Annotated in this window: 11 protein-coding genes, 1 tRNA gene and 2 pseudogenes; 6 read left to right on the top strand and 8 right to left on the bottom strand. The window is 74.1% G+C overall.

Annotated features, from left to right (window positions below; all coding sequences use genetic code 11):
- Window positions 1-121 precede the first annotated feature (121 nt).
- Window positions 122-1,102: a magnesium/cobalt transporter CorA gene (gene corA / locus E4N63_RS26705; RefSeq protein ID WP_125627007.1), complete on the top strand. Its 981-nt coding sequence runs from the start codon at window positions 122-124 to the stop codon at window positions 1,100-1,102.
- A gap of 142 nt (window positions 1,103-1,244) precedes the next feature.
- Complete coding sequence (locus E4N63_RS26700) at window positions 1,245-1,859, top strand: hypothetical protein (RefSeq protein WP_043463365.1); 615 nt, start codon at window positions 1,245-1,247, stop codon at window positions 1,857-1,859.
- 132 nt (window positions 1,860-1,991) lie between these two features.
- Here the strand turns inward: E4N63_RS26700 and E4N63_RS26695 are convergent, their stop codons facing one another.
- Complete coding sequence (locus E4N63_RS26695; RefSeq protein ID WP_230241857.1) at window positions 1,992-3,143, bottom strand: nitronate monooxygenase; 1,152 nt, start codon at window positions 3,141-3,143, stop codon at window positions 1,992-1,994.
- A gap of 552 nt (window positions 3,144-3,695) precedes the next feature.
- Window positions 3,696-4,745 (bottom strand): LLM class F420-dependent oxidoreductase, encoded by a 1,050-nt coding sequence (locus E4N63_RS26690; RefSeq protein ID WP_230241856.1) that lies wholly within the window; start codon window positions 4,743-4,745, stop codon window positions 3,696-3,698.
- A gap of 150 nt (window positions 4,746-4,895) precedes the next feature.
- On the opposite strand from E4N63_RS26690, the gene E4N63_RS26685 reads away from it, so the two are divergent.
- Both E4N63_RS26685 and E4N63_RS26680 read left to right on the top strand, forming a co-directional pair.
- The gene (locus E4N63_RS26685; protein ID WP_230241855.1) at window positions 4,896-5,876 is read left to right on the top strand and encodes an aldo/keto reductase; all 981 of its coding nucleotides are present in this window, start codon (window positions 4,896-4,898) and stop codon (window positions 5,874-5,876) included.
- Window positions 5,877-6,243: 367 nt separating this feature from the next.
- Window positions 6,244-8,049 carry a helix-hairpin-helix domain-containing protein gene (locus tag E4N63_RS26680; protein WP_230242671.1) on the top strand — a complete coding sequence of 602 codons (1,806 nt, stop codon included), beginning with the start codon at window positions 6,244-6,246 and terminating at the stop codon, window positions 8,047-8,049.
- 51 nt (window positions 8,050-8,100) lie between these two features.
- Here the strand turns inward: E4N63_RS26680 and E4N63_RS26675 are convergent, their stop codons facing one another.
- On the bottom strand, window positions 8,101-8,811 hold the full coding sequence (locus E4N63_RS26675; protein ID WP_043463357.1) for a hypothetical protein: 711 nt from the start codon (window positions 8,809-8,811) through the stop codon (window positions 8,101-8,103).
- Between the two features lie 47 nt (window positions 8,812-8,858).
- Between E4N63_RS26675 and E4N63_RS26670 the strand changes: the two genes are divergently transcribed.
- Window positions 8,859-9,047, top strand: a complete 189-nt coding sequence (locus E4N63_RS26670) for a DUF5703 family protein (protein WP_039821231.1) — start codon at window positions 8,859-8,861, stop codon at window positions 9,045-9,047.
- A gap of 114 nt (window positions 9,048-9,161) precedes the next feature.
- On the opposite strand, the gene E4N63_RS26665 is transcribed toward E4N63_RS26670, so the two are convergent.
- From E4N63_RS26665 to E4N63_RS26655, 3 genes are all read right to left on the bottom strand, one after another.
- Entirely contained in the window at window positions 9,162-9,944 is a 783-nt protein-coding gene (locus E4N63_RS26665; RefSeq protein ID WP_230241854.1) for a chaplin, read from the bottom strand.
- 140 nt (window positions 9,945-10,084) lie between these two features.
- Entirely contained in the window at window positions 10,085-10,315 is a 231-nt protein-coding gene (locus E4N63_RS26660) for a chaplin (protein WP_125622730.1), read from the bottom strand.
- Between the two features lie 158 nt (window positions 10,316-10,473).
- Window positions 10,474-11,811, bottom strand: coding sequence for a M20/M25/M40 family metallo-hydrolase (locus E4N63_RS26655; protein ID WP_125622729.1), 1,338 nt, complete (start codon window positions 11,809-11,811; stop codon window positions 10,474-10,476).
- A 240-nt stretch (window positions 11,812-12,051) separates the two neighbouring features.
- On the opposite strand from E4N63_RS26655, the gene E4N63_RS26650 reads away from it, so the two are divergent.
- Window positions 12,052-12,136: transfer RNA gene (locus tag E4N63_RS26650), tRNA-Leu, on the top strand.
- Between the two features lie 162 nt (window positions 12,137-12,298).
- Here the strand turns inward: E4N63_RS26650 and E4N63_RS26645 are convergent.
- Window positions 12,299-13,213, bottom strand: a pseudogene (locus tag E4N63_RS26645) (PHB depolymerase family esterase); the annotation flags it as partial.
- A gap of 54 nt (window positions 13,214-13,267) precedes the next feature.
- Window positions 13,268-13,627, bottom strand: a pseudogene (locus E4N63_RS26640) (xylosidase); the annotation flags it as partial.
- Between the last annotated feature and the right edge of the window lie 500 nt (window positions 13,628-14,127).

Genomic DNA, 14,127 nt, shown 5'->3' with positions numbered 1-14,127 from the left:
TGGCGGGCGGGGGCCTCCGGTGCCCGGGGCGGGCGGGTACCGCCCGGACGGCCCGGCTCGCGTCCTCCGCCCCCCGGCGGTCGCGCGCGCATGACTCCCGCAGACGGGGAATACGCAACGAGTGATCGTGGACTGTGCCATCTACCAGGACGGACGCCGTGTCGAGGGCGCGCCGGACGTCACCGTTGCCCTCCGGGAGGCACGCACCGAGCGCCACGCCTTCCTCTGGCTGGGGCTGCACGAGCCGACCCCGGAGGAGTTCGACAAGGTCAGCCGGGAGTTCGGGCTGCACCCGCTGGCGGTCGAGGACGCGCTCAAGGCCCACCAGCGGCCGAAGCTGGAGGTGTACGACGACTCGCTGTTCCTGGTGCTGAAACCGGTGGTCTACGACGCCCCGGGGGACACCGTCGCCACCGAGGAGCTGATGATCTTCCTCGGCGACTCCTTCGTGGTGACGGTGCGGCACGGCGAGGGCAGCCCGCTGGCCTCGGTGCGCCACCGGCTGGAACGGGAGCCCGAGGTGCTGCGGCAGGGGCCGACGGCGGTGCTGTACGCGATCAGTGACGCGGTCGTGGACCACTACATCGACGTGGCCGGCGAACTCCAGATCGACCTGGAGGAGCTGGAGACGGAGGTGTTCGCGCCGGAGGCCGTGGACAGGAACACCGCGGCGCGGATCTACACCTTCAAGCGGCAGATCGTCGAGTTCCGGCGGGCCACCGTCCCGCTCACCGATCCGATGACGCAGCTCACCCATGCCGCGCTGCCGTTCGTCGACGACTCAGCCCGGCCGTTCTTCCGTGACGTCGGCGACCACCTGACCCGGGCCAACGAGAGCGTCGAAGGTCTGGACCGGCTGCTGTCGGACGTCCTCGCGGCCCATCTCGCGCAGACCGGGGTGCGGCAGAACGACGACATGCGGAAGATCTCGGCGTGGGCGGCGATGGCCGCCATCCCGACGATGGTCGCGGGCATCTACGGGATGAACTTCGAGCACATGCCGGAACTGGAGAGCACCTGGGGCTATCCGGTGGTGCTGGTGCTGATGGGTCTCGCGATCGCCGGTCTCTTCCGGGCGTTCAAACGGCAGGGCTGGCTCTGAGCCCGGATGCCCGGCGACCGCCGGGCGGAGCAGGGGTGTCCGTCCCGGTGGTGGCCCTCCCCCGCTGATCGTTTCTCCCCGGCCGGTCCGCCCGCTGTCCGCCACCCTCGGTAGGGTGACAGCGGACCGGAGGGGGTAGTGGGTGAGTCTGTTCGGCAGAGCGGCGCGCGGCGGTCTCGCGCGGCCGCGCCTCGGTCCCGCCGGCTCGGACTGGTCGCCGTACGAGCGGTTCGACGAGGCGGCGCGGGCGTATTTCCTCCACGCCGACGTGGCGCTGGAGGCGGTCGGCGGTGTGCTGGGCCGGCGCCGGGTCCGCGGTTTCACACTCGAACGCGTCGTGGATCTCACGGAGTCGGGCGCCTCGGTCTGGCAGGAGGCCGCGATCTGCGACGGCCGGCGGCTGATCCTCTGGCACAGCGAGGACGTCGCCGACGACCAGGCGCCGGGCGGCACCGTCCTCGACTCCTCGGTCCAGGTGCTGCCGCTGGAGTCGATCCGGCATGTGGGGATGCGGACGATGGTCGGCCGGGACGCGGCGGGCCGGCGGGTGGACCGCGGGGTGCATCTGGTGCTGGCCACGTCCACGCCGCACGAGCTGAACCCGGTGCCGGGCGGCGACCCGGAGGCGCCGATCGCCTCGGCCCGGTTCCGCCCCGAGGCGTTCCGGTTCAGCAAGTCGCTGGAGGACGGCGGCCCGGGGCAGATAGCGCGGCTGATCTCCTTCGGCCGGCTGCTGGGGCGCCTGGTCCCGCGCTGAGCCGCGGGGGGCCCGGGTCCCGCGCCGGCCCGGCTCCCGCGCCGGGCCGCCCCGGGCAGCACCTCCTGTCCGGCCGCCCCGTGCGGCCGTCCCGGCCCGTCGTGCCGCCGCCCGCAGGTGCGGGGCGGGTGCTCAGAGCGCCTTCGTCCCGGCGGTCCGCGCCGGGGCCGCCCCGGCGGCCTCGTCCAGGCCCTCCGACAGCCACCGCACCACCGACTCGGCGCTGTACGGCTCGCCGCCGGGAGCGATGCGCGGGAGGAAGTCCAGATCCTGGCCGATGGTGACGACCGGCGGTTCCACCCGGCCCTTCGGACGGCGCTGGCCCAGCCCGATGGCGGCCGTCAGCCCGTTGCACAGGCACTGCCGCCCCTCCGTGCCGGCCCGGTCGCCGCCCTTGCGCTCGTAGGCCACCAGGGGTTCCGCCGGGCAGCGGTAGCCGAGGGCGCCGTCCGCCGCCCGGTAGGGGGTGCGCAGATAGCCGAGGTCGCAGACCCGGGGGCGGGCGGCGGCCACGGCCGGATCGGCGAGCGTTCCCGGCAGGCCGGCGACCTTGAACGGGAAGGACGTCGGGGACGCCGCCGGGTCGTTCCGCACGGTCAGCCGGGTGCCCAGCCGGCGCTCGACCAGTTGCCGCCGCAGCCCCGGTTCGAGCCCCGACTCCTCGCAGAGCGCGAAGACGCTGCCGACCTGCACGCCGGCCGCGCCGGCGGCCCGTGCCCGCGCCACCTGCTCCGGTCCGCACGCGCCGCCGGCGATCCAGAACGGCAGGCCGAGGGCGGCCATCCTGGCGAAGTCGGGGGTGTCGCGCGGTCCGTAGACCGGGTCGCCGTCCTCGTCCAGCCGCAGCGGTCCGCGGGGCGGGGCACTGTGGCCGCCCGCGGTGTGGCCCTCGACCACGAAGCCGTCCGGCCGGGTCCGTTCGGAGCGGTGGAGGTACGCGGCGAGGGCCGGCAGCGAGACGATGGCGAGCACATCGGGGCGGCGCAGCCCGCCCACCGCGGCTCCGGCCAGCTCCGCCGCGGGGTCGAACGGGACCGGCAGCGGCTCGGTGTCCCCCTCCACCGTCACGTCGGTGGTGACGGGCTCCAGCCGGGACAGCCGGGTGGCCAGGCCGGGGATGTGCGCGGGGATCCCGGCGCCGACCAGGACGTAGTCCACACCGGCCAGGATCGCGCCGAACAGGGCGGGCGCGGTGGCGAGTTGGACCTTCTCCAGGTAGTTGACGCCCACGGGCCCGCGGTGGCCCTCCTTGGCGAGCCACACCTCGCAGAAGTTGGCGACCACGGTCAGCGCGCGGGCGGGGCAGCCGGGGTCGGCGGTCAGCGGGGCGTGGTGAGGAAGCGCCCGCCCTCCCCGACGCCCCCTCGACGAAGTACCGCTCCAGTACGGCCCCGGCGGTGCCGGGCACGGGGTAGGCGGCCAGCGCCCGGCGCAGGTGCCCTCCGGGGTCACCGCTCTGCAGGGTGCGGATCAGTACGGTGTCCAGCGCGGTGCCCGAGACGACTCCGAGCTGCCCGGTGCGCGCGACGGCGCGGGCCAGCCGCCACCCGGACACCCCCACCCCCATCCCGCCTTGGATCAACCAGGGACGGCCGGACGTCGCGATGTGCACGGTTCCTCCAGGGGTCGCCGGGGCCGGGGCCCTCGGCCTCCGCCACCGGAAACCTACGCTAGCGTAAGTACGGTCGCGTCCCCTTGGGACCTTCGGTCCCCTTACCGGCCGCCCTCCGGGTGCGTCGCTCCGGTCCCGCCCCGGGCGGGGCCCGTCCCCCGGCGGGCCTCCGTCTCCCGGGGCACAATCCCGTCACCGCGGCTACGGGCCGGAGCGCCGCCGGGTCAGGCCAGGCCCGCCCGCTCCAGGGCCTCGACGCCGGCGCGCAGGGCGGCGATCCGCTCGTCGAGGGTGAAGCCCGCCGGGGTGAGCGACAGGGTGGTGACCCCGGCCGCGGCGTAGGCCTGCATGCGGTCCGCGACGCGCTCGACGGGGCCGAGCAGCGAGGTCGAGTCGATGAGCTCGCGCGGGACGGCCGCGGCGGCGCCCTGCTTGTCGCCGGCCAGGTACTTCTCCTGGATCTCGGCGGCCTCCTTCTCGTACCCCATGCGCCGGGCGAGCTTGTTGTAGAAGTTCTGCCTGGCGCTGCCCATGCCTCCGACGTAGAGCGCCGTGTAGGGGCGGAAGATGTCCGCCAGCGCGTCCACGTCGTCGCCGAGCGCCATCGGGACGGTGGGCACCAGGTCGAAGCCGTCCAGGGTCCTGCCGGCCTTCTCACGGCCCGCGCGGAGCGCGCCCAGGGTCGTCTCCTCCGCGTGCTCCGGCGCGAAGAAGAGCACCAGGGCGCCGTCGGCGATCTCGCCGGTCTGTTCCAGGTTCTTCGGGCCGATCGCCGCTATGTACAGCGGCACCTCCTCGCGCACCGGGTGCACGGTGAGCTTGAGCGCCTTGCCGGGGCCGCCGGGGAGCGGCAGCGTCCAGTGCTCGCCCTCGTGGGTCAGCCGTTCGCGGGACATCGCCTTGCGGACGATCTCGACGTACTCGCGGGTGCGGGCCAGCGGCTTGTCGAACTTCACGCCGTACCAGCCCTCGGAGACCTGCGGGCCGGAGACGCCCAGGCCGAGGCGGAAGCGGCCGCCGGAGAGGGAGTCCAGGGTGGCGGCCGTCATCGCCGTCATGGCGGGGGTGCGCGCCGGTATCTGGAGGATCGCGGAGCCGATGTCGATCCGTTCGGTCTGCGCCGCGACCCAGGCCAGCACCGTGGGGGCGTCGGAACCGTAGGCCTCCGCCGCCCAGCAGACGGAGTAGCCGAGCCGGTCGGCCTCGCGGGCGACCGCGAGGTTGTCGGCGTCCATACCGGCGCCCCAGTAGCCGAGGTTGATCCCGAGCCGCATATCGCTCCCTTTACTGGTCGGTAACGTCTCTCCGGCGGACTGTAGCGCGCGGGCACCGCCGTCCGGCAGTGCCGGAGCGGGCCCGCGGCCGTCCCGGGGGTATGACTCGCGTCACCGCGGCCCGGCCGGCGGCCAGTACTCTCTCCGGCCATGGAGCAGAGGCATCTCGGCCGAACCGGCCTGCGGGTATCGCGGATCGGGCTCGGCACCCTCACCTGGGGTCGTGACACCGGCGAGCACGACGCCGCCGAGCAGCTCAAGGCGTTCTGGGACGCCGGCGGGACCCTGGTCGACACGGCCGACGTCTACGCCGACGGCGCGGCGGAGTATCTCCTCGGCCAGTTCCTGGCGGACCTCGTCCCGCGCCGCGATCTCGTCATCGCGACCAAGGCCGGCAGCGTCCCCGATCCGGAACGGCGCTTCGACGGCTCGCGCGGCCATCTGCTGGCCGCCCTCGACGCCTCCCTGGAGCGGCTCGGCACCGACCACGTCGACCTGTGGCAGATCCACGCCTTCGATCCGGCGACCCCGCTGGAGGAGACGCTGCAGGCCCTGGACATCGCGGTGACCAGCGGACGCGCCCGGTACGTGGGCGTCTCCAACTACAGCGGCTGGCAGCTCGCCAAGGCGGCGACCTGGCAGCTCGGCGTTCCCGGCCGCACCCGGCTGGCCAGCACGCAGATGGAGTACTCCCTGGTGCAGCGCGGCGTCGAACGGGAGGTGCTGCCCGCCGCCCGGGACCTCGGGGTGGGGCTGCTGCCCTCGTCGCCGCTGGGCCGCGGCGTGCTCACCGGCAAGTACCGGCACACCACACCGGCCGACTCGCGCGGCGCCTCGGCCCACATGTCCGGCTTCGTCGCGCCGTATCTCGACGAGTCGGCGGGGCGCATCGTGGACGCGGTCGCCATCGCGGCCGACGGCCTGGCCACCACCCCGCTGCACGTCGCCCTCGCCTGGGTCCGTGACCAGCCCGGTGTGGTGGCCCCGGTCGTCGGCGCCCGGACGGCACAGCAGCTCACGACGGCGCTGTCAGTGGAAGCGCTTAGTCTTCCCGACGAGATCTGCCGCGCGCTCGACGACGTGTCGGCGCCCCTGCACCGCTATCCCGACCAGGACTGGAGCACGCTGTGACCACGGACCGCCCCGCCGGCGAGACCGCTGCCGCCGCCCCGGCACCGGAGGAGGCCCCGCCTCCCCGGCACACCGGCACCGGCACCGCCCGCCGGGGAGGGCACCGCCCAGCGGTCGCCGTCGGCCGAGGCGCTGGCCGCCGCCGTGCGGGCCGTGGAGAGCGGGGGCCCGCCTCCGCCTTCTTCAGCGAACCCCGTCCCGCCGCCCGGCCTCCTGCCCCGCGGCGCAGCCCGGCCCTGCGGCCCGGCCCGGCCCCGCCTCGCGGTCCGGCGGCTCCGGGCCCGTACCGCCGCCCGAGAGCGGCGGAGGCGGGCCCGTGCCCGGCGCCCGGCCGCCCTCGGCGGAGCGGGCGGCCCGGAGCGCGACGGTGCGTGAGGTGCTGGCTGCGGGCGGGGCCCCGGAGACGCTGGCGGAGCCGGTGGCGGATCTGCTCGGAGAGCGGGCCGCGGACGTCCTCCGCGAGGACCCCTGGCAGCTGCTCGCCGTGCCGGGCGTCCAGCCGGAGCAGGCGGACGGTTTCGCGCGCGCCCTGCTCGGACCGGAGGCCGGGCCGGGGGACGAGCGCCGGGCCCAGGCGCTGACCGTCTGGCTCCTGGAGCGGGCCGCGCTCCGGGGGCACACGGCCCTGGAGCCCCCGGCGCTGAGCGAGGCTCTGGCCCGGCAGGCGGTGCCCGACCCCGAGGCGGCGCTGCGCGAGGCGATCGCGGGCGGCGCGGTGCTCGTCTTCCAGGACGCCCTCGACGCCCCCGGCCCGGCAGCCGCGCCGGAGGGCGAGGAGGCGGAGCAGCCGGTCCGGGTGCTGCTGGGGCTCGACCGCTACGCCCTGGCCGAGGAGAGCCTCGCGGACGGCCTGGGCCGGATCGCGGGCGGCTTCGCCCCGGACGGCACCCCCGGCTCCGGTCCGGACGCCGCCGCCTGGGAGGCGGCCGCGGCGGCCGCGCCGTCACCGTCCGCCGCCGAGCTGATCCGGGCGGCGGCCGGCCACGGACTGGTGGCGCACACGGGCGGGGAGACGGCGCGCGCCGAGCCGCTGGCCCTGGTCGCGGCCGCGCGCGCCCTGGGCCTGCGCGCCTGGGCCGCCGTGCACAGCCCGGCGGGATCCCGGCGGGCCGCCGCTCTGCTCGGCGCGTCCGCCGCCCCGGATGTGACGGAGAAGCCGGAGGGGCCAGAGGGGCCGGACGGCGCAGCCGGGGGCGCGGAGGCGGACGGAGCCGTGGTGACGGTCGCCGGGCTGCTCGCGGGCGGTGAGGGCCCGGGGCGGGATCCGGAGGGAGCGCTGGAGCTGGATCTGCTCGTCGTCCTCGACGCGCCGCAGCTCGATGTGGAGACGGCCGCGATGCTCACCGAGTCCCTGCCGGACGGCGCCCGGCTGGTGCTCAGCGGTGACCCGGGCGTGCTCTGGTCGGCCGGTCCGGGCAAGGTGTTCGCGGATCTGCTGTCCTCCGGCTTCTGCCCCCGCGTCACCTCCCGCACCCCGGACCCGGGTCCGGTCGGCGAGCTGGTGTCGGCGATCGGCGTCGGCGAGCTGCCCTCGGTGGAGGCACCCGGCAAGGAGGTGGTGATCGTGCCGGTCCGGGACGCCGGGGAGGCCGTGCACCGCACCGTGCAACTGGTCGCCGACTCCGTACCGCGCGCGATCGGGGTGCCTCCGGAGCAGACCCAGGTCATCACGCCCGGCCACGACGGAGCGGCCGGCACCCGCGCGCTGAACGCGGCCCTCAAGGAGCGGCTCAACCCGGGACCGGGGCGGTTCGGCGGCTTCGACCCGGGCGACCGGGTGGTGTACACCCCGGCTCCGGGCCGGGCCCTGACCGGCACCGTGGTCTCGGCCGACGCCGAGGGCCTGCGGCTGGAGGGGGACGGCGGCCGGATGACGGTGCCGCGCGAACGGGTCGCGGCCGGGGCCGTGCGGCACGGCTGGGCCCTCACCGCGCACCAGGCGGCCGGAACCACCTGGCCCGCGGCCGTGGTGGTCCTGCCCGGGGACGCCGCGCGGGCGCTGACCCGGGCCTGGGTCTACACGGCCTTCGGGCGGGCCGAGCGCCATCTGTCGGTGGTGCACGGCGTGGAGCAGGCGCTGCCCCGAGCGGTGGCCGAGGTGCCGGTGACGGAGCGCACCACCCGGCTGCGGACCCTGCTGCGCGCTCTCACCCCACCGCCCGCCCAGGGCTGAGACCGCTCACCGGCCGGGGCGCCACGGCGAGCGGCCCGGCCGGGCGACGGCTCAGCGCCTGGTGTCGGGGGTGTCCGGGGCGAGGATCTCCAGACCGTCGGGCAGTGCCTCCTCGGCCTCGTCCTCCTCGTCCTCCTCCTCGTCGAAGACGGAGCTGACGTCGAAGCGGCACAGGACGCGCTGCGGGTCCACGTCGTCGAAGGGGGCGTTCAGCCACTCCCCCGGCTCGGCGGGCTCGTCGGCGGCTGTCACCCAGAGGGTGGAGTCGCCCTCCTCGAGTCCGAACTCCTTGTGCCGGGAGGCGATCTCGTCGGGTTCGAACTCCCCGAACAGCACGCCGAGGGCGGTGTGCACACTGCTGCCCACTCCGGCGATCTCGGCGCGCGCCCCGTTCACGGCGGGCTCCGCGTCCGGGTCCAGCTCGACGATCCGCTCGGCCTGGGCGAAGAGCCGGCGGGACTCGGCGACGGAGTAGTCGCGCCGGATCAGCACGCTGAGAGCGCTGGGGTTCTCCGGGCCCGTGTAGGCGGGCAGCGAGCCGTCCCCGGGGATCTCGAACGGGGTGACCTCGTCGTACGCCTCGTACAGCAGTTCGTCGTATTCCTCGGCTGCCGCGGCCAGCTCGTTGAACGCGGCGAAGACGGCCGGGTCGTCCTCACCCGACCGGCGCTCGACCGCGTCGAGGTGTCGGTCCAGCGCGGCTTTGACCGCCTCGGCGGCGGCGCGTACCTCGGAAGCGGATGGCTGGGCAGCATCAGACATAGTGCAGACGCTATCCGTACATGGGCCTTGCCCGCACAATAGATGCGATGCCGGAATATGAATTTCGTGACGTGTATGTGCCGCGCGGGGTCTCCCGCCACGCGGCGACCCGCCTGCTGACCGACCACGCCGAGTACGGGCACTGGGAACTGGACCGACTTCTGCTCATGCGCGACGGCAGCCGCAGGGTGCGGCTGCGCCGCCGGATCATCCGTCAGGTCCGCGCCACCTGGTAGACCCGGCCCCCGCGCACACGCGGGGAGCGGGCCCCGAAACGGGACCCGCTCCCCGGTTGTGCGGTCATGGGTGTGCCCGGCCCGCGGCGGGCCGGGCACACGGACGCGTCGGTCTCAGGCCTTGACCCGGGACCGCCGGTAGAGCAGCGCGCCACCGATGAGAAGCCCCGCGCTGAGCGGCAGGGTGACCGCCAGCGAGTCGCTGCCCGTTTCGGCGAGGGTCTCGATGCCCTCCGGCTGGTCGACCAGGGTGGTCTCCTCGTCGGCCGGCGTCTCGCCACCGCCTTCGGCGGTCTCCGGGCCGTCCGACCCGCCCGGCTCCTCCCCGAACGGGTCTTCCCCGCCCGGGTCTCCCGGCTCACCCGGGTTTCCCGGGTTTCCCGGGTTTCCCGGATCACCCGGATCACCCGGCTCCTCGCCGCCCGGCTCACCGGGGCTGCCCGGGCTGCCCGGGCTGCCCGGAATCCCCGGGCTGCCCGGGGTTCCCGAGCCCGAGTCCGCGGTGCAGTCGTTGTCCCGGACGCTGTCTCCCACGCCGATGACGCTCACACCGGTGCCGCAGGCGTTCACCGGGGCGTTGACCGGGACCTGGACCGAGTTGCCGGAGGCGATGCCCCCGGAGTCACTGGTGGCGCCCTGGGCCTGCGGACCGTTGCCCGAGCCGCCGCAGTCGTTGCCCGTGGCGGGGTTCAGCAGGCCGACGACACTGGCGGTGGTACCGCAGATGTTGACGGGCGCGTTGACCGGCGCCTGGACGGAGTTGCCGGAGAGGACCCCCGGCGAGTTCGCGGCGCCTCCCTCGGCGCTCGAGTCAGCGCAGGCGTAGCCGGCGGTGGCGGCGAGTACGCCGCCCGCGGCCGCTGCGGTGATCAGGCTCTTCCTCGCGACATGTCGCATGGATGTGTTTCCTCTGTCTCTGCCATTCGAAAAGCGCGCGGGCTTGTCTCCCGCCCGCCGGAAAACGGACGGCCCCGGAGTGCATGGTGTGCGCTCCGGGGCTGCCCGGCGCTCGCACCCTTCCGGGCCGTCGTTCAGCGTCAGGGTGAGCAGGAGTTGCCGAAGGCGGGGTTCAGCACGCCGACCACGGAGACCGCCGTGCCGCACACGTTCACCGGCACGTTCACCGGGGCCTGGACCGCGTTGCCGGAAGCGATACCCGGGGAGTCCGTGGCGGAGCCCAGGGCACCGGAGTCGGCGGCAGCCACACCCGCACCGGCGAGCATGAGTCCGCCGGCGGCAGCGGCGACGGCCACGACCTTCTTGATCATCTGTTCCTCCTAGTTGGCAGTGCGAACCCGACCTCGGATCGCACTCCCTGTAACGAGGAAGGAGTAAAGGGGGAACGAGCCGCCGCGGCGCTTCACTCTTTCCGGCGAGACCCGCACACCGCGTTGATTTTCCGGCGTGCGGCCGGAGTTCAGCGGCGTCAGCAGCGGTCGAGGAACCGGTCGAGCACCCGGACACCGAAGGTGAGGCCGTCCACCGGCACCCGCTCGTCGACGCCGTGGAACATGCCGGCGAAGTCCAGCTCCGGCGGGAGCTTCAGCGGCGCGAAGCCGAAGCAGCGGATGCCGAGGTCGTCGAAGGACTTGGCGTCCGTGCCGCCGGACAGGCAGTACGGCACGGCGTGCGCGATCGGGTCCTCGGCCTTCAGCGCGTAGCGCATGGCGTCGACCAGGGAGCCGTCGAAGCCGGTCTCCAGGGCCTTGTCGGTGTGCACGTCCTCGCGCTTCACCCGCGGGCCGAGGACGCGGTCGAGATCGGCGAGGAACTCCTCCTCGTAGCCGGGGAGGAAGCGCCCGTCGACGTGCGCGGTGGCCTGCCCGGGGATCACGTTCACCTTGTAGCCGGCCCCGAGCATGGTGGGGGCCGCCGTATTGCGGAGCGTCGCGCCGATGATCTTGGCGATGCCGCCGAGCTTGGCCAGGGTCTCGTCCATGTCCTCCGGGTCGAGCGGGGTGCCCAGCGCGTCGGACAGCTCGTCGAGGAAGGACCGCACGGTCTTGGTGACCCGCACCGGGAACCGGTGCCGGCCGAGCCGGCCGACCGCCTCGCAGAGCTCGGTGATGGCGTTGTCCGTGTTGGTCATCGAGCCGTGGCCGGCGGTGCCGTCCACCGTGAGGCGCATCCAGTGCATGCCCTTCTGCGCGGTCTCCACCAGGTAGAGCCGGAGGTTCTCGTTGACCGTGAAGGAGAAGCCGCCGACCTCCCCGATGGCCTCCGTGACACCCTCGAAGAGGTCCGGGTGGCGGTCGACGAGATGCCGCGCCCCGTACACGCCGCCGGCCTCCTCGTCGGCGAGGAACGCCAGCACGATGTCGCGCGGCGGCTTCCGTCCGCTGCGCAGCCGGTCGCGGACGACGGCGAGCGTCATCGCGTCCATGTCCTTCATGTCGACGGCGCCGCGGCCCCAGACACAGCCGTCGGCGATCTCACCGGAGAACGGGTGGTGCGTCCAGTCCTCCGGGTTGGCCGGGACGACGTCGGTGTGGCCGTGGATGAGCAGCGCGGGCCGGGAGGGGTCCTCGCCCTCGATCCGCGCCACGGTCGAGGCGCGGCCGGGGTGCGACTCGAAGATCCGCGGTTCCAGGCCGACTTCGGCGAGTTTCTCCGCGACGTACTCGGCGGCGGCGCGCTCGCCCGGCCCGGAGTGGTCCCCGTAGTTGCTGGTGTCGATCCGGATCAGGTCCCGGCAGAGATCCACGACCTCGTCCTCGCCGGTGACCTTGCCGGTGGTCGCCGCGGCGGAATGCGACTCGCTCACGCTGGCCTGCCTTTCTGAGTGCGTCCCGGCCGGCCGGGTCACGGCCGTCGCCGGGCGGGATTCCCCACCATCCTCCCGCGCCCCGGCGCTCTCCCCAAGGTCCCCGCCGGAGGGCCGCCGCTCCCGTACCGTCCGGGCGGGCGGCCGGGAGCGGTTGACCGGGTGGCTGATCGACCGCTCCCGGATGTTTGCTATGGTTTTCCCGTCGCCACAGGCCACGGCCACGGCGGCGGACACCTCGTCCGGGTGGCGGAATGGCAGACGCGCTAGCTTGAGGTGCTAGTGCCCTTTATCGGGCGTGGGGGTTCAAGTCCCCCCTCGGACACCGAAGTCGGGAAACAGCCCGTGCGGGCGGCGCAAGCCGCACCGCACGGGCTTTCCGCTGTCCGGGGCCGGACCGGAGCGGCCCCGGCGGCGCACCGGCCGCGGCGGATGTCCGCAGCGGACCGGCACGCGCCGGGCGCCCATCCGCGGCCTACCGGCCGCCGGTGGACGCGGTGGACTGGAACTGGGTGAAGAACTTCCACACCTCTCCCGACGTCCAGGTCTGCCAGCCCTGCCCGGTGGACCCGTCCAGGGGCGCCGGGGTGTGGCCTCCGTCGAACGCGGCCCAGACGACGGGATATCCGTCCCGGCAGCCGGAGTAGGCGGTGACGGTGTGGGTCCGGCTGCCGTTCGGCGGCTCGGGCGGGTTCTGCTGGGCGCAGCCGTTGTTCCGGACGAAGGTGTCGCGCAGCGACCGTCCCAGGGAGATGGGCAGCACGTTGTCACTGCCGCCGTGCAGCCCCATGTACGCGACGGGTTCGGTGCCGCCGTTGCATCCGCTGAGGTTGGCGCCGGCGAAGACGGCGACGGCCCGGAGGACCGAGGCCCGGGTGCAGGCGAGGGCGTACGTCATCGCGCCGCCGTAGCTGAAGCCCGTGGAGAACCGCTGTGTCTCGTCGACGCACAGGGCCGCCTCGACCTGCTGGCGAACGGCGTCGAAGAGGGCCACGTCCTGGCCACCGGAGTTGGCCCAGCCGTTGTTGAGGCCCTGCGGCGCGACGAAGATCGTGGGGCTGCCCGTGCTCTCCGACAGCCTTCTGAGTCCGTAGTAGGACCAGTTGTAGCCGTCGGATCCGCCGGAGTCGACGTCCTGGGCGGTGCCGCCCAGCCAGTGGAACCCGAAGACGAGCCGGTGGGGACGGTTGTTGTCGTAGTTGGCCGGGATCCTGAGGATGTATTGGCGGTTCTGGCCGCCGCTCGAAATCGTGTGCGTACCGCTGCCCAGCGTCGGAGCCTTGCCGCAGCCGGCGGTCCCGGTGGCGGTAAGGGGGCCGGAGGGCGCCGCCGTGGCGCCGCCTGTCTCGCTGCTCACCGCGGTGGCGGTGGGGACCATGACGAGAAGTGCCGCGAGCGTCATGGACACCAAGAGGGAGCCGCGTCTCATCGTTCCTTCCTTTCCTTGGGGGCTGTTTCAGGGAGTGGACAGCGCGAACCGCGGGACGCGGACCGAGCCGCCGAGTGCCTGGGTGGCGTGGTTGAAGATCGCGAACCGGTGGCCCATGAAGAACTGCCGGCTGGTGCCCATGGTGAAAGCGGGTCCCGGGCGGACGAAGGTGACGCCGTCGGTGCTGCAGGAGAAGGTTCCGGGGCGGGGTGCGCCGGGGCGGATGCCGGCGCTCGCGCGCAACCGGATCCGGCCGCCGGAGAGATCGGCGCGCGCCGCCTCCGTGCCGGTGCCGGCGGTGTTCCCGTTGACGTCCATGGTCAGCCCGTTGACCATCACCACCCGCGACCTGCCGCCGTCGCGTTGGACGCCGATCCACGCGGAGGCGCCGCCGGAGGCCGTGGTCAGCGCCTTGCGCCGGCTGGAATCGTGATCTGACCAGGACATGTCTCGCCCCTCTGTGGCGACGCGGTCGGGTGAGCGCGGGTGGATCGGCTGCCGCCGCGGGTGCGGGCTGGTGCCCGCTTCCGGCGGTGCAGGCTGTGCGGCTCCTCGCCGGGGCTCATCCCGCGTTCACCAAGCGTTCCGGTCTTCCTCGCAGTGGCGTGGGGGGAGCCTCAGCGGTACTCACATGCGGGCGGTGCGGAATGCGGGGGCTGCGATGCCGGCCGCGGGGCGCGCGACCGGTGACGTCGATGAATGTTCGATATTTCGACCATCAATCGACTAGTCGGACGTCATGCATGTTAGGAGACGCACGGCGTTCGTCAACACCCCTGCGGCATCCGGGACTTGGGCACCGTCCACCGGGCACCCGCGGACCCGGCCGGAAAAACGCGGCCCTCGCGCGACCCCGCCCCCTTTCCGGATGGCGCCCCCAGCAGGCC

This window comes from Streptomyces sp. MNU89 (assembly GCF_020982505.1).
Lineage (GTDB): Bacteria > Actinomycetota > Actinomycetes > Streptomycetales > Streptomycetaceae > Streptomyces > Streptomyces xinghaiensis.
Note: the sequence above shows the minus strand (reverse complement) of the source record. Positions and strands in the feature narration are given on the sequence as shown.

What these genes read in the sequence shown, in the direction of transcription:
- E4N63_RS26685 (WP_230241855.1), top strand. Translation starts at nt 4,896, where the DNA reads ATGGAGCAGAGGCATCTCGGCCGAACCGGCCTGCGGGTATCGCGGATC.
- E4N63_RS26670 (WP_039821231.1), top strand. Translation starts at nt 8,859, where the DNA reads ATGCCGGAATATGAATTTCGTGACGTGTATGTGCCGCGCGGGGTCTCC.
- E4N63_RS26665 (WP_230241854.1), bottom strand. Translation starts at nt 9,944, where the DNA reads ATGCGACATGTCGCGAGGAAGAGCCTGATCACCGCAGCGGCCGCGGGC.
- E4N63_RS26690 (WP_230241856.1), bottom strand. Translation starts at nt 4,745, where the DNA reads ATGCGGCTCGGGATCAACCTCGGCTACTGGGGCGCCGGTATGGACGCC.
- E4N63_RS26675 (WP_043463357.1), bottom strand. Translation starts at nt 8,811, where the DNA reads ATGTCTGATGCTGCCCAGCCATCCGCTTCCGAGGTACGCGCCGCCGCC.
- E4N63_RS26660 (WP_125622730.1), bottom strand. Translation starts at nt 10,315, where the DNA reads ATGATCAAGAAGGTCGTGGCCGTCGCCGCTGCCGCCGGCGGACTCATG.